This window comes from Thiobacillus denitrificans ATCC 25259 (assembly GCF_000012745.1).
GTDB classification, from domain to species: Bacteria; Pseudomonadota; Gammaproteobacteria; order Burkholderiales; family Thiobacillaceae; genus Thiobacillus; species Thiobacillus denitrificans_B.
The window spans coordinates 2,173,703-2,194,377 of record NC_007404.1; the positions used below are offsets into that span (position 1 = coordinate 2,173,703).

The 20,675-nt window shown below is 66.1% G+C and carries 26 protein-coding genes; 6 read left to right on the forward strand and 20 right to left on the reverse strand.

The window, feature by feature from the left end:
• The first annotated feature begins 8 nt into the window (after positions 1 to 8).
• The 3 genes from secF (at position 9) to TBD_RS15150 (ending at position 2,526) form a co-directional block, all read left to right on the forward strand.
• Entirely contained in the window at positions 9 to 941 is a 933-nt protein-coding gene (secF, locus tag TBD_RS10445) for a protein translocase subunit SecF (protein ID WP_011312592.1), read from the forward strand.
• A gap of 175 nt (positions 942 to 1,116) precedes the next feature.
• A complete protein-coding gene (locus TBD_RS10450; RefSeq protein ID WP_011312593.1) occupies positions 1,117 to 1,725 on the forward strand; it encodes a DedA family protein in 609 nt (202 codons plus the stop codon).
• 309 nt (positions 1,726 to 2,034) lie between these two features.
• Positions 2,035 to 2,526, forward strand: a complete 492-nt coding sequence (locus tag TBD_RS15150) for a CHRD domain-containing protein (RefSeq protein WP_187147194.1) — start codon at positions 2,035 to 2,037, stop codon at positions 2,524 to 2,526.
• A 30-nt stretch (positions 2,527 to 2,556) separates the two neighbouring features.
• Here TBD_RS15150 and pdxJ read toward each other — a convergent pair whose 3' ends face one another.
• From pdxJ to rpoE, 13 genes are all read right to left on the reverse strand, one after another.
• On the reverse strand, positions 2,557 to 3,285 hold the full coding sequence (gene pdxJ / locus TBD_RS10460; RefSeq protein WP_041432698.1) for a pyridoxine 5'-phosphate synthase: 729 nt from the start codon (positions 3,283 to 3,285) through the stop codon (positions 2,557 to 2,559).
• A gap of 100 nt (positions 3,286 to 3,385) precedes the next feature.
• Complete coding sequence (recO, locus tag TBD_RS10465; RefSeq protein ID WP_041432699.1) at positions 3,386 to 4,132, reverse strand: DNA repair protein RecO; 747 nt, start codon at positions 4,130 to 4,132, stop codon at positions 3,386 to 3,388.
• A 79-nt stretch (positions 4,133 to 4,211) separates the two neighbouring features.
• Positions 4,212 to 5,105 (reverse strand): GTPase Era, encoded by an 894-nt coding sequence (gene era, locus TBD_RS10470; protein ID WP_011312597.1) that lies wholly within the window; start codon positions 5,103 to 5,105, stop codon positions 4,212 to 4,214.
• Positions 5,102 to 5,782 (reverse strand): ribonuclease III, encoded by a 681-nt coding sequence (rnc, locus tag TBD_RS10475; protein ID WP_011312598.1) that lies wholly within the window; start codon positions 5,780 to 5,782, stop codon positions 5,102 to 5,104. The genes era and rnc overlap by 4 nt, the downstream gene beginning before the upstream one ends.
• A complete protein-coding gene (locus TBD_RS10480; RefSeq protein WP_011312599.1) occupies positions 5,775 to 6,170 on the reverse strand; it encodes a DUF4845 domain-containing protein in 396 nt (131 codons plus the stop codon). Before TBD_RS10480 ends, rnc begins: the two co-directional genes overlap by 8 nt.
• Before the next feature lie 24 nt (positions 6,171 to 6,194).
• A complete protein-coding gene (lepB, locus tag TBD_RS10485) occupies positions 6,195 to 7,004 on the reverse strand; it encodes a signal peptidase I (RefSeq protein ID WP_011312600.1) in 810 nt (269 codons plus the stop codon).
• Positions 7,001 to 8,800, reverse strand: coding sequence for a translation elongation factor 4 (lepA, locus tag TBD_RS10490; protein WP_011312601.1), 1,800 nt, complete (start codon positions 8,798 to 8,800; stop codon positions 7,001 to 7,003). The genes lepB and lepA overlap by 4 nt, the downstream gene beginning before the upstream one ends.
• 64 nt (positions 8,801 to 8,864) lie before the next feature.
• Positions 8,865 to 9,110, reverse strand: a complete 246-nt coding sequence (locus TBD_RS10495; protein ID WP_011312602.1) for a glutaredoxin family protein — start codon at positions 9,108 to 9,110, stop codon at positions 8,865 to 8,867.
• Positions 9,103 to 10,497: a DegQ family serine endoprotease gene (locus tag TBD_RS10500; RefSeq protein WP_011312603.1), complete on the reverse strand. Its 1,395-nt coding sequence runs from the start codon at positions 10,495 to 10,497 to the stop codon at positions 9,103 to 9,105. Before TBD_RS10500 ends, TBD_RS10495 begins: the two co-directional genes overlap by 8 nt.
• A gap of 2 nt (positions 10,498 to 10,499) precedes the next feature.
• Positions 10,500 to 10,934, reverse strand: a complete 435-nt coding sequence (locus TBD_RS10505; protein ID WP_011312604.1) for a SoxR reducing system RseC family protein — start codon at positions 10,932 to 10,934, stop codon at positions 10,500 to 10,502.
• A 10-nt stretch (positions 10,935 to 10,944) separates the two neighbouring features.
• The gene (locus tag TBD_RS10510; RefSeq protein WP_011312605.1) at positions 10,945 to 11,901 is read right to left on the reverse strand and encodes a MucB/RseB C-terminal domain-containing protein; all 957 of its coding nucleotides are present in this window, start codon (positions 11,899 to 11,901) and stop codon (positions 10,945 to 10,947) included.
• Positions 11,901 to 12,458, reverse strand: a complete 558-nt coding sequence (locus TBD_RS10515; protein ID WP_011312606.1) for a sigma-E factor negative regulatory protein — start codon at positions 12,456 to 12,458, stop codon at positions 11,901 to 11,903. Before TBD_RS10515 ends, TBD_RS10510 begins: the two co-directional genes overlap by 1 nt.
• Before the next feature lie 2 nt (positions 12,459 to 12,460).
• Positions 12,461 to 13,057 carry an RNA polymerase sigma factor RpoE gene (rpoE, locus tag TBD_RS10520; protein ID WP_011312607.1) on the reverse strand — a complete coding sequence of 199 codons (597 nt, stop codon included), beginning with the start codon at positions 13,055 to 13,057 and terminating at the stop codon, positions 12,461 to 12,463.
• 140 nt (positions 13,058 to 13,197) lie between these two features.
• Between rpoE and nadB the strand changes: the two genes are divergently transcribed.
• Complete coding sequence (gene nadB, locus TBD_RS10525) at positions 13,198 to 14,823, forward strand: L-aspartate oxidase (RefSeq protein WP_011312608.1); 1,626 nt, start codon at positions 13,198 to 13,200, stop codon at positions 14,821 to 14,823.
• Here nadB and TBD_RS14625 read toward each other — a convergent pair.
• Positions 14,759 to 15,202: a protein YgfX gene (locus TBD_RS14625; RefSeq protein WP_148203047.1), complete on the reverse strand. Its 444-nt coding sequence runs from the start codon at positions 15,200 to 15,202 to the stop codon at positions 14,759 to 14,761. The genes nadB and TBD_RS14625 overlap by 65 nt on opposite strands.
• Before the next feature lie 38 nt (positions 15,203 to 15,240).
• Between TBD_RS14625 and TBD_RS10530 the strand changes: the two genes are divergently transcribed.
• Together TBD_RS10530 and TBD_RS10535 are read left to right on the forward strand one after the other, a co-directional pair.
• Positions 15,241 to 16,269 (forward strand): YgfZ/GcvT domain-containing protein, encoded by a 1,029-nt coding sequence (locus TBD_RS10530; protein ID WP_041432702.1) that lies wholly within the window; start codon positions 15,241 to 15,243, stop codon positions 16,267 to 16,269.
• Positions 16,270 to 16,545, forward strand: a complete 276-nt coding sequence (locus tag TBD_RS10535; protein WP_011312611.1) for a DUF4936 family protein — start codon at positions 16,270 to 16,272, stop codon at positions 16,543 to 16,545.
• Positions 16,546 to 16,564: 19 nt separating this feature from the next.
• Here the strand turns inward: TBD_RS10535 and alr are convergent, their stop codons facing one another.
• From alr to rpsF, 6 genes are all read right to left on the reverse strand, one after another.
• Complete coding sequence (alr, locus tag TBD_RS10540) at positions 16,565 to 17,668, reverse strand: alanine racemase (protein ID WP_011312612.1); 1,104 nt, start codon at positions 17,666 to 17,668, stop codon at positions 16,565 to 16,567.
• Between the two features lie 8 nt (positions 17,669 to 17,676).
• Positions 17,677 to 19,068, reverse strand: a complete 1,392-nt coding sequence (dnaB, locus tag TBD_RS10545) for a replicative DNA helicase (protein ID WP_011312613.1) — start codon at positions 19,066 to 19,068, stop codon at positions 17,677 to 17,679.
• Positions 19,069 to 19,207: 139 nt separating this feature from the next.
• A complete protein-coding gene (gene rplI, locus TBD_RS10550; RefSeq protein WP_011312614.1) occupies positions 19,208 to 19,657 on the reverse strand; it encodes a 50S ribosomal protein L9 in 450 nt (149 codons plus the stop codon).
• Positions 19,658 to 19,667: 10 nt separating this feature from the next.
• Positions 19,668 to 19,955 (reverse strand): 30S ribosomal protein S18, encoded by a 288-nt coding sequence (gene rpsR / locus TBD_RS10555; protein ID WP_011312615.1) that lies wholly within the window; start codon positions 19,953 to 19,955, stop codon positions 19,668 to 19,670.
• Positions 19,956 to 19,958: 3 nt separating this feature from the next.
• Positions 19,959 to 20,249, reverse strand: coding sequence for a primosomal replication protein N (gene priB, locus TBD_RS10560; protein ID WP_011312616.1), 291 nt, complete (start codon positions 20,247 to 20,249; stop codon positions 19,959 to 19,961).
• A 4-nt stretch (positions 20,250 to 20,253) separates the two neighbouring features.
• Positions 20,254 to 20,637, reverse strand: a complete 384-nt coding sequence (rpsF, locus tag TBD_RS10565; RefSeq protein WP_011312617.1) for a 30S ribosomal protein S6 — start codon at positions 20,635 to 20,637, stop codon at positions 20,254 to 20,256.
• Between the last annotated feature and the right edge of the window lie 38 nt (positions 20,638 to 20,675).

Consider the following 20,675-nt stretch of genomic DNA (forward strand, 5'->3'; position numbering starts at 1 on the left):
GTTACGCGATGCTGGAATTATTCCCGTTCAAGAAAACCATCCCCTTCATGAGTTGGGGGAAGGCGACGACGGCGATTTCGCTCCTGACTTTCCTGTTCGCGATTTGGGCGCTGTGGGATAAAGGCCTCAACCTCGGCGTCGACTTCACGGGCGGTACCGTGATCGAGATCACGACGAGTCATGCCGCCAACCTGCCCGAGATCCGCGGCGCACTCGAGAAGACCGGGCTGCCCGAAATCTCGGTGCAGACCTTCGGCACCAGCCGCGACGTCCTGATCCGCCTGCCCAACAAGGCGCACATCAACGCAGCGGAAACGAGCAACCGCGTGCTCGCGGCGGTCAGAACCGTCGACCCAAGTGTGGAGTTGCGGCGCGTCGACTTCGTCGGCCCGCAGGTCGGCAAGGAACTGTACGACAGCGGCGCCCTCGCCCTGCTCGTCGTCGCCTTCGGCATCATGGCCTATCTGGCGATCCGCTTCGAGTGGCGCTTCGCCGTCGCGGGCATGCTCGCGAACCTGCACGACATCGTCATCATCCTCGGCGTGTTCGCGTTCTTCCAGTGGGAATTCACGCTGACCGTGCTCGCCGGCGTGCTCGCGGTCCTCGGCTACTCGGTCAACGAATCGGTCGTCGTCTTCGATCGCATCCGCGAGAACATCCGCAAGATGCGCGGCGCGACGATCCCGCACATCATCGACGACGCGATCACCCGCACCATGAGCCGCACGATCATCACCCACGGCTCGACGCAGATCATGGTGCTGTCGATGCTGTTCTTCGGCGGCGAGGCGCTGCACAACTTCGCGCTCGCGCTGACGATCGGCATCATGTTCGGCATCTACTCGTCCGTGCTCGTCGCCAGCCCGCTCCTGCTGATGTTCGGCGTCAAGCGCGAGCACTTCATCAAGCCGGTCGAGAAGAAGGAAGAAGCGGTTGTCTAGGGCCGGGATTCAGGGACTAGGATCTAGGGGTTAGGGAATGAGCGGCCGAAGGCCGCGAATTCTTCCTAGCCCCTAGCCCCTAGCCCCTAGCCCCTAGCCCCTAGCCCCTAGCCCCTAGCCCCTAGCCCCTAGCCCCTAGCCCCTAGCCCCTAGCCCCTAGCCCCTAGCCCCTGAAATGCTCCACGACCTGATCCAGACCATCGTCAGCACCGTAGGCGCCTGGGGTTACCTCGGGATCTTCCTGATGATGGCCCTCGAATCGAGCTTCTTCCCCTTCCCGAGCGAAGTGGTGATGATTCCTGCGGGCTATCTCGCCTACAAGGGCGAGATGAACATCGTGCTCGCGATCCTCGCGGGCATTGGCGGCAGCCTTTTCGGCGCCCTGTTCAACTACTGGCTGGCGCTCAAGCTCGGGCGGCGCTTCCTGCTCCGCTACGGGCGCTATGTGCTCGTCAAGGAACACACGCTGCAGCGGATGGAGGATTTCTTCGCCCGCCACGGTCACATCTCGACCTTCACCGGGCGTCTGATCCCCGCGGTGCGGCAGTACATCTCGCTCCCGGCGGGACTCGCGCGCATGAACCTCGCCGTGTTCAGCTTCTACACGAGCCTCGGCGCCGGGATCTGGGTCACTATCCTCGCCGTGCTCGGCTACAGCCTCGGCCACAACGAGGCGGCGATCCGCGCCAATCTGCATCTGATTACGCTGATCACGCTCGGCGCGGTCGCGGTGATCGTGCTGCTCTACATCCGCCTCAAGCTCAAGAAGAAGGTGCTGCGCTAAGCGGCGCGACCGGCGGCGTCGCCGCCTGGTCCGGCCCCGACCTGTCTCATTCGCGGAACAGGGCAGCTACCGGTTCCGCCCTACTCCCCAGCGGTTCGCCGCCCCCCCGCTTCGCGCCGGACCACGTCCCGTGGTCCGCACCTGGGCGGGCCCGCCTCCTCCCCGCATCGCCTGCTTGATTATTGCCGCCCCGCTCCTAGGATGAATTTCGTCCTGACCGCGCCGCGCCCTGCTCCAAGCGAGCGTCGCGGGGCCCGGTCAGAGCGCGCTGAAATCCCGGATTCGAACCACCTGACCGAGGAGGGAACCATGCAACCCGTATCCAAAATGCTTGTCGTCGGCGCGCTTGCCACGGCGTTTTCATCGCCCGCGAGCGCACTGACCTATCAATTCGTCACCATGCTCGACGGCGCCCAGGCGGGCACGTCCTCGACCGCGACCGGTTCGGGTACGCTGACCTACGACGACGTCAGCAATGTTCTCGACTGGAACATCAGCTTTTCCGGTCTGCTCGGGGCCGAGACGATCTCGCATTTCCACGGCCCGGCGATCCCCGGCGTCGATGCGGCGCCGCAGATCACGCTTTCGCTCGGGTCGCCGAAGATCGGCAATGCGGTCCTCGATGCGACGCAGGAGGCCCAGTTGCTCGACCAGCTGTGGTACGTCAACGTGCACAGCACGGTCAACCCGACGGGCGAAATTCGCGGTCAGCTGCTCCTGGTACCCGAACCCGAGTCCTACGCGCTGATGGCCGCAGGCCTCGGCCTCGTCGGCCTGATGGCGCGCCGGCGGCATCGCTGACCCGCGGCGCGCCGCGATTTGGAGCTCGCCCTACCCCGCCGCGGCGACCATCAGCCGCTTCATTTCCGCGACCGCTTCCTTCCAGCCGACGAACAGCGCCTGCGCGACGATCGCGTGGCCGATGTTGAGCTCATGGATGCCGGGCAAGGCGGCGATGGGCTGCACGTTGTGATAGGTCAGGCCGTGGCCGGCGTTGACGGTGAGGCCGAGGCTGCGGCCGTAGGCGACCGCCCGGCGGATGCGTTCGAATTCGGCGGCACGCGCGGCATCGCTCGCCGCATCGGCGTAATGCCCGGTGTGGATTTCGACGACCGGCGCACCCGCGGCGTGCGCGGCGTCGAGTTGCGCGAAGTCGGCGTCGATGAAGAGCGAGACGCGGATACCCGCGTCGCCCAGGCGTGCACAGGCGTCGCGCATCTTCGCTTGCTGCCCCGCCACATCGAGACCGCCCTCGGTCGTCAGCTCCTCGCGCTTTTCCGGCACCAGACACACGTCCGAAGGCCGGGTCTCGAGCGCGATGCCGAGCATCTCTTCGGTCACCGCCATCTCGAGGTTCATTTTCGTCTTCAGCGTCTGCCGCAGGATCGTGACGTCGGCGTCCTGGATGTGGCGCCGGTCTTCGCGCAGATGCAGGGTGATCGAATCGGCGCCCGCGGTCTCGGCCGCGAGCGCGGCTTCGACCGGACTCGGATAACGCGTCTTGCGCGCCTGGCGCAGCGTCGCGATGTGGTCGATGTTGACGCCGAGGTAGATGCTCATTGCACCGCCCATGCGAGCCGTGCGCGACGCGAGACGCGCGAAACGAAGGTCGGCGCAATGCGGTGAGGCCCGGAAAGCGTGTGGGACAAGGGCGAGGGCATCATGGATTCAGCTCGGTGAGTTCGCGCAGGAGCTGGCGAGTATAAAGCGGCTTGGTGCCAAGGGTATGGTTGATGAGCGCGCGCATGAGCGCCTTCGCCTCGCCCAGGGTCGCCAGCCGCTCGAAGCTGTCGCCCGCGAGGTCGAGCAGGGTCTGCCCCGACACCGGGCAGCCCGGCTGGCCGGCCGCGCGCAGGGCGCCGCGTTCGGGCTGGAACACGTAGGCGGCGCCGGGCTCGATCGCCGCGCCGCCGGCCTCGACGTCGAAGGTCGCGCCGTAGCCGATTTCCGACAACAGGTTTTTCTCGAAGCGGCGCAGGATGCGCTCGAAGGCAGTCGCGCGTTCGGCGTCGCTCGCCGCGGCACTGCGCGCGAGCTGGTCGAGGGTTTCGACGTAGCGGTCGTACAGCCGCTCGTGGGCGTCGCCGCGCGCGAGCAGACGCAGTAGCAGTTCGTTGAGGTAGAACCCGCACATCAGCGCGCGCCCCTGCGGCGCGACGAGCCCGCCCTGCCACTCGGCCGCATGCAGCGTCTTGAGGTCGGCCTTGCCGAACCAGGACAGGAGCAGCGGGCTGAACGGCTGCATGAGGCCGCGCAAGGCGGAGGCCGGGCGCCGCGCGCCGCGCGCGATCAGCGCGACGCGGCCGTGGGCGCGGGTGAAGACTTCGGCCACCACGCTGGTTTCCTTGAACGGGTAAGTGTGGAGGATGAAGCCGGATTCGTTGTTAACGCGGGCGTCGCTCGACATGCCTAGGGACCGCGAGGCGGGCATCGATTGCGATTCGACTCTTTCCGTGCACCTTCGTGCCTGCGCCCGGGAAAAATAGTCAATCCAGGCCGAGCGATTTCAGCGTGCGCAGGTCGTCGGCCCAGCCGCCCTTGACCTTGACCCACACTTCGAGATAGACCCTGCCGTCGAAGGCATGCTCCATGTCGAGCCGGGCCTGGGTCGAAATGGTCTTGAGCTTTTCCCCGCCCTTGCCGATCACGATCGCCTTGTGGCTGTCGCGGTCGACGAGGATGGTCGCGAAGATGCGCCGCAGGTTTCCCTCTTCCTCGAACTTGTCGATGACGACGGCGACGGCGTAGGGAATCTCTTCGCCGCACAGGCGGAAGACCTTTTCGCGGATGAGCTCGGCCGCGAGCTGGCGCTCGGTCTGGTCGGTCACGTGGTCCTCGCCGAAGAGCGGCGGGTTCTCCGGCAGATGCTTCTCGAGCGTCTTCAGCAGTTCGTCGAGGTTGCTGCCCTGCTTGGCCGAGACCGGCACGATCTCGGTGAAGGCGTGCGCCGCCGCGACCTGCTGCAGGTAGGCCATCAAGGCGGCGCGGTCCTTCGCCTGGTCGACCTTGTTCACGACGAGCAGCAGCGGCCGGTCCTTCGGCAGCAGTTCCATGACCTGACGATCCTCGCGCGTGAGCCGCCCTGCCTCGACCAGCATCATGACGACGTCGGTGTCGGACAGGGTTTCGCGCACGCGCTTGTTCATCGCACGGTTCATCGTGCTCGTGTGCCGTGTCTGGAAGCCCGGCGTGTCGACGAACACGAACTGCGCCCTGTCGGTGGTGTGGATCCCCATGACGCGGTGACGCGTCGTCTGCGCCTTGCGCGAGGTGATGCTGACCTTCTGCCCGACCAGGCGATTGAGCAGCGTCGACTTGCCGACGTTGGGACGGCCGACGATGGCGACGAGGCCGCAGCGGTATTCGGTAGAGACGTTCATCGCTGCAATTCGGCGCAGGCCTGGCGCGCCGCCTCCTGTTCCGCGGCACGGCGGCTCTTGCCGGTGCCGCGCGTGCTCAACACCGGCTTGGCGAGCAGGCATTCGACGATGAAGCTCTGGTCGTGCGCCTCGCCTTCGGTACCGACGAGGCGGTATTCGGGCAGCGGCAGCCGGCGGGACTGGAGAATTTCCTGCAGCCGCGTCTTCGGGTCCTTGCCCGAGGCCTTGGGGTCGATCTGCGCGACGAGCGGATCGAACAGCCGCCGCACGACGCGCTGCGCCTCGTCGAAACCGGCATCGAGGAACACCGCGCCGAACAGCGATTCGAGCGCGTCGGCGAGGATGGACGGGCGGCGGAAGCCGCCGCTCTTGAGTTCGCCCTCGCCGAGCCGGAGCGAGTCGCCGAGCCGCAGCGCGCCCGCGATCTCGGCAAGCGTTTCCTGGCGCACGAGGTTCGCGCGCAGCCGCGACAGGCTGCCTTCAGGCAGGTCCGGGAAGGCGTCGTAAAGCGCGCGCGCGACGCTGCAGTTGAGCACCGAGTCGCCGAGAAACTCGAGCCGCTCGTTGTTGAGCGCACCGTAGCTGCGATGCGTCAGTGCCTGCTGCAGGAGGCCCGAACGCGAGAAGGTGTAGCCGAGCGCCTGCTGCAGGCGCGCGTCGAGCAAGGCGTTATTCAATGTCGCGGACGGCGGCGGGATCGGTGCTCGCGGCGAAGTCGACCACGAGGCTCACGTTGCCGACGAGCTGGGTGCGGAACTCATACTCGGCCGAGATGACGGGACCGCCGGCCTGCCGGTCGATCTTGAGGTCCTCGGGCTTCACGACCGTGACGTAGCTGACGCCCGCGCGCCTCATGAAATCACTGCGGATGTCGGCGTTGCTCTTCGACTTGAGGTCCGGTTCCTGCGCCATGGAGGCAAGGATCTTCTTGACCGAGAAGAACTCGACGTAGGCCGGCACCAGTTTCATCGCAAGCAGCGCGACGACCGCAAGCATGGCGATGACGAACAGGAAACCGAACAGGCTCAGGCCGCGTTGCCCGGCGCGGAGGGAGGCGCAATCCATGAGTTCTCCTTGATTGTTTGTTGATTATCGGATCGTGGTGCCGATTCGACCGAAGTCGTCGAAGTTCATCCAGATGAAAAAGGCCTTGCCGACGATGTTCCTGTCCGGCACGAAGCCCCAGTAGCGGCTGTCGTTGCTGGCGTCGCGGTTGTCGCCCATCATGAAGTACTGGCCGGGCGGCACCTTGCAGACGAAGCCTTCTCCGTCGGCATTGTAGGAGCAGTTCTCGCGCTGAGGAAAATCCATCACCTGCGCCGACGCGACCGAGGGCTTGCCCGGTTCGACCATCATTGTGTGGCCGGTGCCGTTCAGCCGTTCGTCGTACACCATCGCCGTGATGTAATTGAGACCGTTGCCGACGTAGCTGTAGGTGCCGGTGTTGCGCACGGGCACGGCGCGGCCGTTGACGCTGAGCTTCTTTTCGCGGTACTCGACGACGTCGCCCGGCACGCCGACCACGCGCTTGATGTAGTCGAGGCCGGGATCGGCCGGATAACGGAACACCATCACGTCGCCGCGCTCCGGGTTGTTGAGCTGGACGATCTTCTTGTTGATGACCGGCAGACGGATGCCGTAGGTGTATTTGTTGACCAGGATGAAGTCGCCGATCAGCAGCGTCGGCATCATCGATCCCGACGGGATCTTGAACGGCTCGACCAGGAAGGAGCGCAGGCCGAACACGATCAGGATGACCGGGAAAAAGCTTTTCGCATATTCGACCAGGAGCGGCTCGCGCGCGTCCTTGTCGCGGCCGCGCTTCAACAACAGCGCATCGAGCAGCCAGATGCCGCCGGTGACGACGAGCGCGACGAACAGAATGAGGGCGAAGTTCATTTATCCGAGACCTGGAGGATCGCAAGAAAGGCTTCCTGCGGGATTTCGACGTTGCCGACCTGCTTCATGCGGCGCTTGCCGGCCTTCTGTTTTTCGAGCAGCTTCTTCTTGCGCGTAATGTCGCCGCCGTAGCACTTGGCGAGCACGTTCTTGCGCATCGCCTTGACGTTCTCGCGCGCGATGATGTTCGCGCCGATCGCCGCCTGCACGGCGACGTCGAACATCTGCCGCGGGATCAGCTCGCGCATCTTGGCGGCGAGTTCGCGCCCGCGGTAGACACTGGTCGCGCGATGCACGATCAGCGACAGCGCGTCGACCTTCTCGCTGTTGACCAGGATGTCGAGCTTCACCAGATCGCCGGCGCGGAACTCCTTGAATTCGTAGTCGAGCGAGGCGTAGCCACGGCTGGTCGACTTCAGCTTGTCGAAGAAGTCCATGACGACCTCGTTCATCGGCAGGTCGTAGCGCAGCATGACCTGCTTGCCGTGGTACTGCATGTCGAGCTGCACGCCGCGCTTCTGGTTGCACAGCGTGATGACGTTGCCGACGTATTCCTCGGGCACGAAGATCGTCGCCGTGATGATCGGCTCGCGGATTTCCTCGATCTTCGACAGCTCCGGGAGCTTGGACGGATTCTCGACGTTGATCGTCGTGCCGTCCTTCTGCACGACCTCGTACACGACCGTCGGCGCCGTCGTGATGAGGTCCATGTCGTATTCGCGCTCGAGCCGCTCCTGCACGATGTCCATGTGCAGAAGTCCGAGGAAGCCGCAGCGGAAGCCGAAGCCGAGCGCCTGGCTGACTTCGGGTTCGAACTGCAGCGCCGCGTCGTTGAGCTGCAGCTTGGTCAGCGCGTCGCGCAGCGCCTCGAAGTCGTGCGATTCGACCGGATAGAGGCCGGCGAACACCTGCGACTGCACCTTCTTGAAGCCGGGCAGCGGCTCGCCGGCCGGGTTGTCGACGAGCGTCACGGTATCGCCGACCTGCGCCGACTTCAGTTCCTTGATGCCGGCGATGACGAAACCGACGTCGCCCGCCGAGAGCTGCGGGCGGTCGACCGACTTGGGCGTGAACACCCCGACGTGCTCGGTCAGGTACTGCGTGCCGCTCGCCATGAAGCGAATCTTGTCCTTGGGGCGCAAGACGCCGTCGACGACGCGCACGAGCATGACGACGCCGACGTAGTTGTCGAACCAGGAATCGATGATCAGCGCCTTCAGCGGCGCGTTCTCGTCGCCGCGCGGCGGCGGCACCTGCTTGACCACGACCTCGAGAATCTCGGCGATGCCGATGCCGGTCTTGGCCGACGCGCGCACCGCGTCGGTCGCGTCGATGCCGACGATGTCTTCGATTTCCTCGGCGACACGGTCGGGATCGGCTGCCGGCAGGTCGATCTTGTTGAGCACCGGAATGACCTCGACGCCGAGGTCGATCGCCGTGTAGCAATTTGCGACGGTTTGCGCTTCGACGCCCTGCGACGCGTCGACGACGAGCAGCGCGCCCTCACAGGCCGAGAGCGAGCGCGAGACTTCATAGGAAAAGTCGACGTGTCCCGGCGTGTCGATCAGATTGAGACGGTAGATCTGCCCATCTTGCGCCTTGTAGGCCAGGGCCGCGGTCTGTGCCTTGATCGTGATGCCACGCTCCTTTTCCAGGTCCATCGAATCGAGCACCTGGGCTTCCATCTCGCGCTCGGACAGGCCGCCGCAGAACTGGATCAGACGGTCTGCCAGCGTCGACTTGCCGTGGTCGATGTGCGCGATGATGGAGAAGTTGCGGGTGAGGGTCTGGGACACGACAAAACGGGCACGTTTCCGTGCCCGGTCAGGGAGGCGATAACTCGCCGGATTTTAACGGATTTCAGGGATTGAGGCGCAGCCAATCGCGAACCGCGGCGACATCGAGCTCGTGCCGGCAGAGCTCGGCCTCGCCGTCGAAAAGCAGCGGGACGTCCCAGCCGTAGCGCGCCTTCAGCGCCGGGTCGGCGTCGACGTCGCGCGGCGCGATGCGGTGGCCGGTTCCGCTCAACGCGGCAGCGGCCGCCCCCGCCATCTCCTCGCACAGCGGGCAGCCGGCGCGGGTGTAGAGGGTGAGCGTCTTACTCACCCGAAATCTTCAGCGGGATGTACAGCGATCCTTCGCCGCGCCGCACCAGGAGCGCAGCGCTCTTGCCTTTCGGGATCGCCGCGATCGCCTGGCGGAACGCGTCGACGGTCGCGATCCTTGCATTGTTGACGGCGAGGACGATGTCCCCCACCCGGATGCCGGCCCGAGCGGCGTCGCCGGTGACTTCCTCGACGAGCAGGCCGTGGTCGATCTTGAGCTCGCGCCGCTGTTCGGGGTTGAGTTCGGACAGCGCGAGGCCGCCGCGCGAGTAGCTCTTGCCGCTCTTGCCCGCGCCGGCGACCTGCTCTTCGCTCGGCAGCTCGGCCAGGACGACCTGCAGGGTCTGCATTTTGCCGCGCCGCCAGACCTGCATCGGGATCTTCGACCCGGGCTTGGTGCTGCCGACGATGCGCGGCAGGTCGCCAGAATTCTCGACCGGCTTGCCGTTGAAGCTGAGGATCACGTCGGCGGTCTGGACGCCCGCACGGGCCGCGGGGCTTCCATCCTGTACCTGCGACACGAGCGCGCCGCGCGGCCGGTCGAGGCCGAAGGATTCGGCGAGGTCCGCGCTGACCTCCTGGATCATGACGCCAAGCCAGCCGCGCGAGACCTTGCCGCCAGCCTTCAACTGGTCGACGACCTCCATCGCGATGTCGATCGGGATCGCGAACGCCACCCCCTGGTAGCCGCCGCTCTGGCTGTAGATCTGCGAGTTGATGCCGACGACTTCGCCGCGCATGTTGAACAGCGGCCCCCCCGAATTACCCGGGTTAACCGCGACGTCGGTCTGGATGAAGGGCACGTAGCTTTCGGACGGCAGCGAGCGGCCCTTGGCCGACACGATGCCCGCGGTGACCGAGTTCTCGAAGCCGAAAGGCGAGCCGATCGCAGCCACTGCCTCACCGACGCGAAGTTTTTCCGGGTCGCCGAGGCGCACCGCCGGCAGGTTGCGCGCCGTGATGCGGATCACGGCCACGTCGGTGCGCGGGTCCGAACCCACGACCTTGGCGATGAACTTGCGTTTGTCGGTCAGCTTGACGACGACTTCGTCCGCACCTTTCACGACGTGGGCGTTGGTCAGGATGTAGCCGTCGCTACTAACGATGAAGCCGGAGCCGGCGCCATGCGCCGGAAACTCCTGCGCCGGTGCCCCGGGCGCCCGACCCGGCACGCCCGGAAAGAAGCGGCGAAAGAATTCCTGCATCTCGGGGTCTTCCGGGACCGCGAACGGAAAGCCCTCGGCGCCGCGCTTGACCAGCTTGGTGGTGCTGATGTTGACCACCGCCGGACCCTGCTTTTCGACCAGATCGGCGACGTCGACCGCTTCCGCGACCGGCGCCGCCAGCACAAACACGAAGCTCGTCATGGCCAGAGCCGCTCTCAACATGGCTATCCTTTCTTCATGTGTAACAAGGGGGATGGTTCGCGCCTCAGCACCGCCGGACGCGGCGCGCGCGCATTGCGGACGAAGAGCCCGCCAAGGGCTGCGCCGAGTACCAGCCCGACGACCGCGGCGGCGTCGCCCGGATGCAGGGCCTGACCGAGCAAGGCCCCGCCGAGCATCAGGGCGAGCGCCAGGCCGTAGGCGCGGATCGCGCTGCGAAGCACGGTGCCGCGCGCGATGCCGACGATCACGCGGTCGCCGGGCGAGAGCGACAGGTCGCAGTCGACCAGAAACTGCCGCGGTTTGCATTGGAAGAGTTCGGCGATGCGCCGCGACGAACAGCCCTGGCCACCGCAACTGCCGCAGCCCGACGGCTCCACGGCGCGCACCCAGACGCCCTCGGGTGCGGTTTTGACGATCTCCGCTGTCTGTTCCAGCATGGGTGGTGCGCTACTTCCTTCTGACCGAATTGCCGGTTTCTATCAATGCGAGATTCGGCACTTCTCCGACCGTCGTGATCGTGTGTCCGTCGAGTGCGCGCGCGTAGACGCCGATCGCGCCTTCCGCCGACAGCCCTTGCAGGCTTGGCACGCCCGGATCGGCCGGCTCGATGAACATCGACAGGACGCTCAGGCCGTCCGAGAATACGAGGTGGGTGACCGGGGTGTTCCTGCCGGGCAGGGTCCGTACCGCCTCCTGGACCCGCTCGAATCCGGGGGGCGGCGTCACGCTCCACGGCAGGTCGATACGCTGCCCGAGGCTGACCTGCTGGACCTGCTTGCCGGCGAGCTCATTGCGGAAAAGGCTGGCGTCCGGAGGCCTTCCGATCTGTACTTCCGAAAAAACGAACATCGACACGACCTCGCCGTCGCTGTTGACGATGCGCGACTTGAGGGGCAGGCCGGTGCGGCTGTCGAGCCACAGTTGGAAGGCGTGCCGATAGCCGTCGCGCGGCTCCAGCATCACGACCTGGCATGGCCGCCCCGCGACGCGTTCGACGCCGCCGAGCTTGACCTCGTAAAGCTCGGCGAGCCCGGCCGCGCGCGCGGGCAGAAAGGCGGGAAAGAAGCGCCGGGACGCGTTGCGCTCGAGGCGCACCTGCTTTCCGTCCGCCAGATGGCAATACACGTCGCTGTTGACACGCAGGAAATGGCGCTGCGTCCCGTCCATCACCTCGGTTTTTTCCTGCTCGCGCCTGCCGTCGTTGCGGTGCAGGACACGCAAGACCTCGACCTCATCGCCGTGATGGTAGACGTAGATGCCGCTGTAATTCTGCTCTTTGGCCGCGCTCGCGGCTCGCTGCAGCCACTCGAGGGCGCTGTTTGCCCGCGCGAGGCCGGACAGCAGCATGAGCCCGGCGAAGCCCGCGGCAAGCACCGCTTGCCGCGCCACCCTGTACCGCCGCATCAGCGCGGCTCCATGCCTACTGCCACGACGGGTTCAAAAACCGGCGTCGCCACTGCGCTCGGCGCGAACTCCTGATGCGCGACGACGTAGGGCGCGAATTGCGCGGAATCGTATTCGACCGGTGCCACCAGGGTTGCCTGCTGAAATCCGGGGTTCGCCGGCGCACTCGCGATCGGCGCGCTTTCCGGCGTCTGGCTCGGCATGAGTCCGGTCAGCGACACCGCCCCCCACACCGCGAGCGACGCGAGCGATGCGACCACGACGCGCTGCGGCCAGATGTGGCGTTGCGGCGCGAGCACGGTCGGCTCGGCGGCGAGACGCTCGGAAAAGCGCGCCATGAAGCCCTCCGGCGCCGGGCCGACGCCGCGCATGAGGTCGCCGATCAGGTGGTATTCGGACCAGGTTCGTCGCAGTCGCTCGTCCTGTCTCATCGCTGCGAGAAACGCCCCGCTCTCGGTGCGGCCGCTTTCGCCGTCGAGCAGCGCGGACAACAGCGACTCGTCGTTGTCGTCCTGGTTGGCGTGAGAGGAGGCATCGGACCTGTGGAGTGCTGACATGGTTACCACCTTTTATCCTGACTCGTGCCCAGCATCGGGCGTATTTTTTCGGCAATGGCCTCGCGTGCACGGAAGATCCGCGAACGCACGGTTCCGATCGGACATTCCATCATCTGTGCGATTTCCTCGTAGCTCATGCCCTCGATCTCTCGCAATGTGATGGCCGTCCTCAATTCCTCGGGCAGCGCGTCGACCGCCTGATTGACCGCGCTGGCGATCTGCTTGGTCTGAAGTTCCGCGTCGGGTGTCGCGATGTCGCGCAGCAAGTCGCCATCTTCGTAGTTTTCCGCATCCTCCGCCAGCACGTCGCTGGATACCGGCTGGCGCTTGTGCGCCACCAGATAATTCTTGGCGGTATTGACGGCGATGCGATACAGCCAGGTGTAGAACGCGCTCTCGCCGCGGAACCCGGGCAAAGCGCGATAAGCCTTGATAAATGCTTCCTGCGTAATATCTTCCACCTCGGCGGCATCGCGCACCATGCGTGACAACAGGCGGCCGAGCTTGCGGTGATACTTCGTCACCAACAACTCGAAAGCACGCTTGTCGCCGCGCTGCGCGCGTTCGACCAACATCTGATCCAGTTCGCGGTCCGACATGTCTCCCTGCGTTTCTTGTTTGTGTTGGAAGTATACGTGACCGCAGCTTCCGAACGTGTGAGGGAAAACCGGGCAAAAAGTTCACCCGAAACAAGGTTTTTCGGAGCGCGGCCAAGCCTGCTATCATCGCCCGACCCACCATGCACAGACACGACGTCCTCATCCTCGGGAGCGGCCTTGCCGCACTGACGACCGCACTCAAGCTCGCCGACCAGCGTCGGGTCGCGATCGTGACCAAACGGCGGATGACCGACGGCGCGAGCGATTGGGCGCAAGGCGGGATCGCGGCTGCCCTCGCCAGCGGCGACTCGATCGAAGCCCACGTGCACGACACGCTCGTCGCGGGTGCCGGGCTCTGCGACGAGGCGGTCACCCGGCTCGTCGCGAGCCAGGCGCGCGAGATGATCGACTGGCTCACCCGCAACGGCGTCGCCTTCACGCCGGACCCCGAGAGCCCCGGTGCGCTCCATCTGGCGCGCGAGGGCGGCCATTCGAAACGCCGCGTCGTCCACGCCGCGGATGCGACGGGCCACGCCGTGCAGACCACGCTACTCGACCGGGTGCGCGCGCATCCGAACATCGAGACCTTCGAGGATCACGTCGCGATCGACCTCATTTCCGGCAAGCGCGCCGGCGGCGAGGAGCGCCAGATCCATGGTGCCTATGCGCTGAACAAGGGCAGCGGCGAGGTCGAGACCTTTGCGGCGGGGCACACCGTGCTGGCCACCGGCGGCGCCGGCAAGGTCTATTTGTATACGACCAACCCCGATACCGCGACCGGCGACGGCATCGCCATGGCCTGGCGCGCCGGCTGCCGCGTCGCCAATCTCGAGTTCGTGCAGTTCCACCCGACCTGCCTCTACCATCCGCACGCCAAGTCCTTCCTCATTAGCGAGGCCGTACGCGGCGAGGGCGGACATCTGCTGCTGCCCGACGGCAGCCGCTTCATGCAGTTCCATGACACGCGCGCAGAACTCGCGCCGCGCGATGTCGTGGCGCGCGCAATCGACTTCGAAATGAAGAAGCGCGGGATCGACTGCGTCTATCTCGATATCAGCCACAAGCCAGCCGACTTCGTGCGCGCGCATTTCCCGACCATCTACCAGCGCTGCCTCGAACTCGGCATCGACATCACGCGGGAGCCGATTCCGGTCGTTCCCGCCGCCCACTACACCTGCGGCGGCGTGGTGACCGATACCGAGGCGCGCACCGATCTTTGCAACCTCCATGCCGTCGGCGAAGTCACCTTCACGGGCCTGCACGGGGCGAACCGCCTGGCGTCGAACTCGCTGCTCGAGTGTCTGGTCTTCGGCCACGCGGCGGCGCGCGACATCCTCTCGACGCCGCCGGCGCCGACGCTAGAACTGCCGCCCTGGGACGCCTCGCGCGTGACCGACGCCGACGAGGAAGTGGTGATCTCGCACAACTGGGACGAGCTTCGGCGTTTCATGTGGGACTACGTCGGCATCGTGCGCACGAACAAGCGGCTGGCCCGCGCATCGCATCGCATCCGTCTGCTGCGCGGGGAAATCGACGAGTTCTATCGCAATTTCCGCGTCAGCAACGACCTGATCGAACTACGCAATCTCGTGCAAAGCGCCGATCTGATCGTGCGCTGCGCCCAACTGCGGCAGGAAAGCCGCGGCCTGCATTACAGCCGCGACTATCCCGAGATCCTGCCAGTCGCCGGCAACACCGTGCTCAACCCGCGTCCGGGTACGCTGTGTCCGAGCGTTTGTGGCGTGACCAGCGAAGCGACACTCTGAGCTGGCGCAGGCTGTCGGCGTCGCCGCTGTCGGACAATAGCGTGAGCGTCTGCGGACGGCCGTCCGCGAGGCGATAACGCAACACGATCAGACGGGTCGAGACGAAGCTCTCGTCCAGCACTTCGATGTCGCGCCACTCCCCCGCATCGTCCAGGCACTGCAGGCGACCGTCGGCCCCGACGCGCAGGACAGCGGGGACGCCTGCACGACGCCATCCCCGGACGACCAAACCGGCCGCCACGAGCCCTAAGGCGACCTGTGCGCCCACCGGCAGCGCGGCTTGTTGCACGGCGGCCAGCGCCAGAAGCAGGAAGGCCGCAAGCAACAGCCCCAAGCGGCGCGAGGGTTTGAGTTCAATCTCATGCATCAGCGTGTACACTTTTGCGCTTCATTGCCCCCTCTCGACTGGAAAGCACCGTGATCGAATCCTGGAAAAACATTCTGCTCACCCAAGGCGCGGCAATCGAGAACGGCAGCGTCCTGCACTTCGGCGACCCGGCCGCCGAACGCGCTGCGGCGACCGGCGCCACGATCGTCGCCGACCTCTCGCAACTCGGTGTCATCGCGCTGCGCGGCGCCGACACGGCCGGTTTTCTCCAGGGCCAGCTCACCAACGACGTACGCAATCTACCAGCCGATGGCGCGCAATGGAACGGCTACTGCAGCCCGAAGGGGCGCTTGCTGGCCAATTTCCTCGCCTGGCGAAACGGGGACGACTACTGCCTGCAGCTGTCGGGTGACATCCTCGCCGGCGTGCTGAAGCGGCTTTCGATGTTCATCCTGCGCGCCGACGTGAAGGCGCGCGACGCGAGCGAGGAAACGGTGCGCCTTGTCGTTGCCGGCAAGGACGCCGCTGCGGCCGTGCGCGCGGCGATGGGAGAGCTACCCGAGGCCGAGATGCGCACGATCGCGCTCGCGGCGGGCCAAGTGGTCCGCGTCGGCGACGACAAGTTCGTGCTGTCGATCGCGCCCGAGCGCGCGGCCGAGGTGTGGCAAAACCTGACCCGGAGCGCAACGCCGGTCGGTGCGCCGGTGTGGGACTGGATGCGGCTCAACGCCGGTATCCCGATGATCGTCGCCGCGACCCAGGAGCAGTTCGTGCCGCAGATGGTCAACCTCGAGCTCATCGGCGGCGTGAGCTTCCAAAAGGGCTGCTACCCGGGACAGGAAATCGTCGCGCGCAGCCAGTATTTAGGCAAGCTCAAGCGCCGCATGGTTCTGGCCCACGCCGACGCCGAAGCCGCGCCCGGTGACAGCCTCTACAGCGCTGACCTCGACGGCCAGGCCAGCGGAACCGTGGTGAACGCCGCGCCCGCCCCGGCTGGCGGCTTCGATCTGCTCGCGGTCGTCCAGGTCGAAAGCGCGAACAGCCAGACCCTGCACCTGAAGTCCGCCGACGGCGTCGCACTCGACTTGCGGCCGCTGCCTTACGCGCTTCCCGAGTAAATGGCGCACGCCGCCTACGTCTATTACCGGCTGCGGCCCGGCAGCGCGGCCGCGGCGGCCGGGCCGGTCGACGCCCTGCTCGACGCGCTCGCGCCGCTCTGCGCGGACGCGCCCCGCCGTGCCCGGCGCTGCGACGACCCCGCCACCTGGATGGAGATCTACGAAGGAATAAGCGACTGGGACGGTTTCGCAGCCGCGCTCGCTGCCGAGGTGAAACGGCTGTCGATCGCCGGTTTCGTCGACGGCGAGCGGCACCTCGAGTGCTTCGTCGCGTGAGGCCCCGGCACGCGCTGCCTCACTCGTTGCCGAAGCCCCTGCCCGCTTCCTGATTTCTGCCGACTTCCTCGATCGGCACTCTCGGCGCGAGCGCGCACAGCAATTCGTAGCTGCTCGTGCCGGCGGCCGCGGCGACGTCGTCGACCGGCAATCCGTCGCCCCACAACACCACCGCGCTTCCGACCCCCGCGGCCGGACATTCGCTGAGGTCGACGCAGAGCATATCCATCGACACGCGGCCGAGCGTCCGGGTGCGTCGGCCGTCGACGACGACCGGTGTGCCGGTCGGCGCATGACGCGGATAGCCGTCGGCGTAGCCGCAGGCGACGACGCCGGCGCGCATCGGCTTGTCGGCACGAAAAGTCTGGCCGTAGCCGATGCCTTCGCCGGCCGCGAGCGTCTGCACCGCGATGATTTCGGAGCGCAGCGTCATCGCGGGCTCGAGGCCGAGCCCGCTGGCGGGGACGTCGGTAAACGGCGAGGCGCCGTACAGCATGATGCCCGGACGCACCCAGTCGCCGACCGTCTCTGGATAGCGCATGAGCGCCGCCGAATTCGCGCTGCTCCACGGCAGGCCATGGCCGTCGAGCGCTTCCCGAAACGGCTGCAACTGCCAGGCGACACCGGCGCTGTCGTCGGCCTGCGCAAAGTGCGTCATCAGCGTGACACGCGCAACGCCCGCCAGGGCTCGAACCCGCGCGACGACCTCAGCGTGTTCGGCAAGCGGAAAACCAAGGCGATGCATCCCGCTGTCGAATTTGAGAAACACCTCGAGCGCGCGCGCCGGTCGCTGTTGCTCGAGCCAGTCGAGCTGCCGGGCATGATGCAATACCGGCCAGAGATCGAGTTCGGCGCAAGCCGCAATCTCGCCGGCGTCGAAGATGCCCTCGAGCAGCAGGATCGGCTTGTCGACACCCATCTGCCGCAGGCTCGCCGCTTCCTCGAGCGTCAGCACCGCGAAGCCGTCGGCCGCCCCGAAGGCGCGCAACGCGCGCGACAGACCGTGACCGTAGGCGTTCGCCTTCACTACGGCGAACACCCGCGCGGCGCCGGCGTGACGCCGTGCGACGCGAAGGTTGTGGGCCATCGCGTCCGCCGAGATCGACGCTTTGATCGGACGCATCGGAAGGGTTAGTACGAGCCCGGCTGCGCCAGCGTTTCGAAGCGCGTGTACTCGCCGAGGAAAGCCAGCCGCACCGTGCCGATCGGGCCGTTACGCTGCTTGCTGATGATGATTTCGGCCGTACCCTTGTCCTGCGTATCGGGGTTGTAGACCTCGTCGCGGTAGATGAACAGGATGACGTCGGCGTCCTGCTCGATGGCGCCCGACTCCCGCAGGTCGGACATCACCGGGCGCTTGTTCGGGCGCTGCTCAAGGCCGCGGTTCAGCTGCGACAGCGCGATCACCGGTACGTGCAGTTCCTTCGCCAGCCCCTTGAGCGCACGCGAGATTTCGGAAATTTCAGTGGCGCGGTTCTCGCCGCCGCCGCTGCCGGCCATGAGCTGCAGGTAGTCGATCACGATGAGCCCGAGCTTGCCGCACTGGCGCATCAGGCGCCGCGCGCGGGCACGCAGTTCGAGCACGTTGAGGCCCGGACTTTCGTCGATGTAGACCGGCGCTTCGTTGAGCTTGCCGAGCGCATAGGTCAGGCGCTGCCAGTCGTCCTCGCCGAGCTTGCCCGTGCGCAGGCGGTGCTGGTCGAGCCTGCCGACCGATCCGATCATCCGCATCACCAGTTGGGTGCCGCCCATTTCCATCGAGAACACCGCGACCGGAAGCCCGGTGTCGAGCGCGACGTTCTCGGCGATGTTGATCGAGAACGCGGTTTTGCCCATCGACGGCCGGCCCGCGACGATGACGAGATCGCCGGGCTGCAGGCCCGAGGTCTTCTGGTCGAGATCGTGGAACCCGGTCGGAACGCCAGTGATGCCAGAATCGTTGTCGCGGTGATAGAGCTCGTCGATGCGCTCGACGACTTCCTTGAGCAGAGGCTTGATTTCGGTGAACCCGGCCTGTCCGCGGCTGCCCGATTCGGCGATCTCGAACACCTTGGCTTCGGCTTCGTCGAGCAATTGCGAAGCGCTGCGCCCGGCCGGCGCGTACGCCGTGTCCGCGATGCCGGTCGCGACCTCGGCCAAGCGCCGCATGACCGCTCGTTCACGCACGATCTCCGCGTAGCGCCGGATGTTGGCGGCCGACGGCGTGTTGCTCGCCAGTGCGACGATGTAGGCGAGGCCGCCGACGCTTTCGAGCTGGCCCATCGACTGCAGGGCTTCGGACACGGTCACCGCGTCCGCCGGCCGGTTTTCGGCGATCTGCTGCACGATCGCGCGCAGGATCTGGCGATGATCCTGACGGTAGAAGTCGCTCTCCGAGGCGACATCGCCGATGCGGTCCCACGCGCCGTTGTCGAGCAGCAGCCCCCCCAGGACGGCCTGCTCGGCCTCGAGCGAATGCGGCGGCAGGCGCATCTGCGCGAGCTGGGGGTCGGACGTCGACGTCAGGGAGTGGATGGCTGCCATGGGGCCGATTCTAGTCTCCGGCTCCGGGCCGACCAAGGGATAAGACTGTGGATAAAGCGTGTATGAACCGGAATAAAGCCGCCGCGGGAAGGCGCAAAAAAGGGAGCCACCGGCTCCCTTTCTCGCGGCGTGCGACGACTTACTGCTCGCCGACCACGACGACCGTGATGTTGGCGCTCACATCCGAGTGCAGGGACAGCACGACCGGATATTCGCCGAGCGCCTTGAGCGGGCCGTCGGGCAGACGAACATCGGCCTTGGCGACGTCGTGGCCCTGCGCCTGGAGCGCCTCGGCGATGTCGGCGTTGGTGATCGAGCCGAACAGGCGTCCGTCGACGCCGGCCTTCTGGCTGATCGTGACGCTCGCGCCTTCGAGTTTTTCGCTACGACGCTGCGCGTCGGCGAGCTTGTCGGCGGCGATGCGCTCGAGCTCGGCCTTCTGCGCCGCGAACGCTTCCATGTTCGCCTGGGTGGCACGGCGTGCGCGCCCGGTGGGGATCAGAAAATTGCGGGCATAGCCGTCCTTGACCTTCACCACGTCGCCCAAGTTGCCCAGGTTGACGACTTTGTCCATCAGTATCACTTGCATGGTCGTCTCCTTAGTGCAGATCGGTGTAGGGCATGAGCGCGAGGAAGCGCGCGCGCTTGATCGCGGTACCGAGCTGGCGCTGGTAGTGCGCCTTGGTGCCGGTGATGCGGGCCGGAATGATGCGGCCGTTCTCGGCGATGAATTCCTTCAGGACGTCGACATCCTTGTAGTCGACCTCGACCACCTTTTCAGCCGTGAAACGGCAGAACTTGCGACGCTTGAAGAGACCGCGGTTGCCGCTGTCGCGGCGCTTGCCGGCAAATTTGCCGCCGGATTTTCCACCCATGGGACGTGCCATGATTTATTCCTTTTCGATTCGATTCAATATCAGGATCAGTTGCCGGCTGTTCACGCTGCGTCGATTCAACGCGCCTTCCAGTTTCACCTGCGTCGCGGCCGGCAGTTTCGCGAGTTGATCGGCGAGCGCACCGCTCGCCTGCACCGTCAACTCGCACTCCACCTGCCGCGTCTGCGCCGCCACTGCCTGGGTGCTGCGGTGCAGAACGACCGCTTCCGCGATTGGCACGCCGGCCGGGCTGTAACGCAGGGGCTCAACCTGGATGAGGGCGCCGCTGATGAGCAGCCGGTTCACTCACTCAGGCTGCGGCCGGCTGCTCGGCAGGAGCGTCGGCCTTCGCGCCTTGCAACAGGTCGCGCGCCTTTTCTTCCTTCATCATCGGCGAGGCGGCGGTGACCGCGGCATCGCGCTTGATGGTCAGATGGCGCAGCACGGCGTCGTTGAACTTGAAGCCGTGTTCGAGTTCTTCCAGGGTTTCCTGGTCGCACTCGATGTTCATCAGCACGTAGTGGGCCTTGTGCACCTTCTGGATCGGATAGGCCATCTGCCGGCGGCCCCAGTCTTCCAGGCGGTGGACGTTGCCGCCGCGGGCTGCGATGTTCGCGCGATAGCGCTCGATCATCGCGGGCACCTGCTCGCTCTGATCGGGGTGGACGATGAATACGATTTCGTAATGCCGCATCGAGTTTCCTTTCGGTTCAGCCCCCCGCTGCGGTGCGG

Bases quoted from the DNA above. Each gene is read 5' to 3' on its own strand.
- lepB (WP_011312600.1), bottom strand. From the start codon at position 7,004: ATGAACTTCGCCCTCATTCTGTTCGTCGCGCTCGTCGTCACCGGCGGC.
- recO (WP_041432699.1), bottom strand. From the start codon at position 4,132: ATGTCGAGCGACGCCCGCGTTAACAACGAATCCGGCTTCATCCTCCAC.
- rpsF (WP_011312617.1), bottom strand. From the start codon at position 20,637: ATGCGGCATTACGAAATCGTATTCATCGTCCACCCCGATCAGAGCGAG.
- TBD_RS10505 (WP_011312604.1), bottom strand. From the start codon at position 10,934: ATGCTGGAACAGACAGCGGAGATCGTCAAAACCGCACCCGAGGGCGTC.
- rpoE (WP_011312607.1), bottom strand. From the start codon at position 13,057: ATGTCGGACCGCGAACTGGATCAGATGTTGGTCGAACGCGCGCAGCGC.
- TBD_RS15150 (WP_187147194.1), top strand. From the start codon at position 2,035: ATGCAACCCGTATCCAAAATGCTTGTCGTCGGCGCGCTTGCCACGGCG.
- dnaB (WP_011312613.1), bottom strand. From the start codon at position 19,068: ATGGCAGCCATCCACTCCCTGACGTCGACGTCCGACCCCCAGCTCGCG.
- TBD_RS10480 (WP_011312599.1), bottom strand. From the start codon at position 6,170: ATGGATTGCGCCTCCCTCCGCGCCGGGCAACGCGGCCTGAGCCTGTTC.
- nadB (WP_011312608.1), top strand. From the start codon at position 13,198: ATGCACAGACACGACGTCCTCATCCTCGGGAGCGGCCTTGCCGCACTG.
- TBD_RS10450 (WP_011312593.1), top strand. From the start codon at position 1,117: ATGCTCCACGACCTGATCCAGACCATCGTCAGCACCGTAGGCGCCTGG.
- TBD_RS10535 (WP_011312611.1), top strand. From the start codon at position 16,270: ATGGCGCACGCCGCCTACGTCTATTACCGGCTGCGGCCCGGCAGCGCG.
- TBD_RS10515 (WP_011312606.1), bottom strand. From the start codon at position 12,458: ATGTCAGCACTCCACAGGTCCGATGCCTCCTCTCACGCCAACCAGGAC.
- rplI (WP_011312614.1), bottom strand. From the start codon at position 19,657: ATGCAAGTGATACTGATGGACAAAGTCGTCAACCTGGGCAACTTGGGC.
- pdxJ (WP_041432698.1), bottom strand. From the start codon at position 3,285: ATGAGCATCTACCTCGGCGTCAACATCGACCACATCGCGACGCTGCGC.
- secF (WP_011312592.1), top strand. From the start codon at position 9: ATGCTGGAATTATTCCCGTTCAAGAAAACCATCCCCTTCATGAGTTGG.
- era (WP_011312597.1), bottom strand. From the start codon at position 5,105: ATGAACGTCTCTACCGAATACCGCTGCGGCCTCGTCGCCATCGTCGGC.
- alr (WP_011312612.1), bottom strand. From the start codon at position 17,668: ATGCGTCCGATCAAAGCGTCGATCTCGGCGGACGCGATGGCCCACAAC.
- rpsR (WP_011312615.1), bottom strand. From the start codon at position 19,955: ATGGCACGTCCCATGGGTGGAAAATCCGGCGGCAAATTTGCCGGCAAG.
- TBD_RS10500 (WP_011312603.1), bottom strand. From the start codon at position 10,497: ATGTTGAGAGCGGCTCTGGCCATGACGAGCTTCGTGTTTGTGCTGGCG.
- TBD_RS10510 (WP_011312605.1), bottom strand. From the start codon at position 11,901: ATGCGGCGGTACAGGGTGGCGCGGCAAGCGGTGCTTGCCGCGGGCTTC.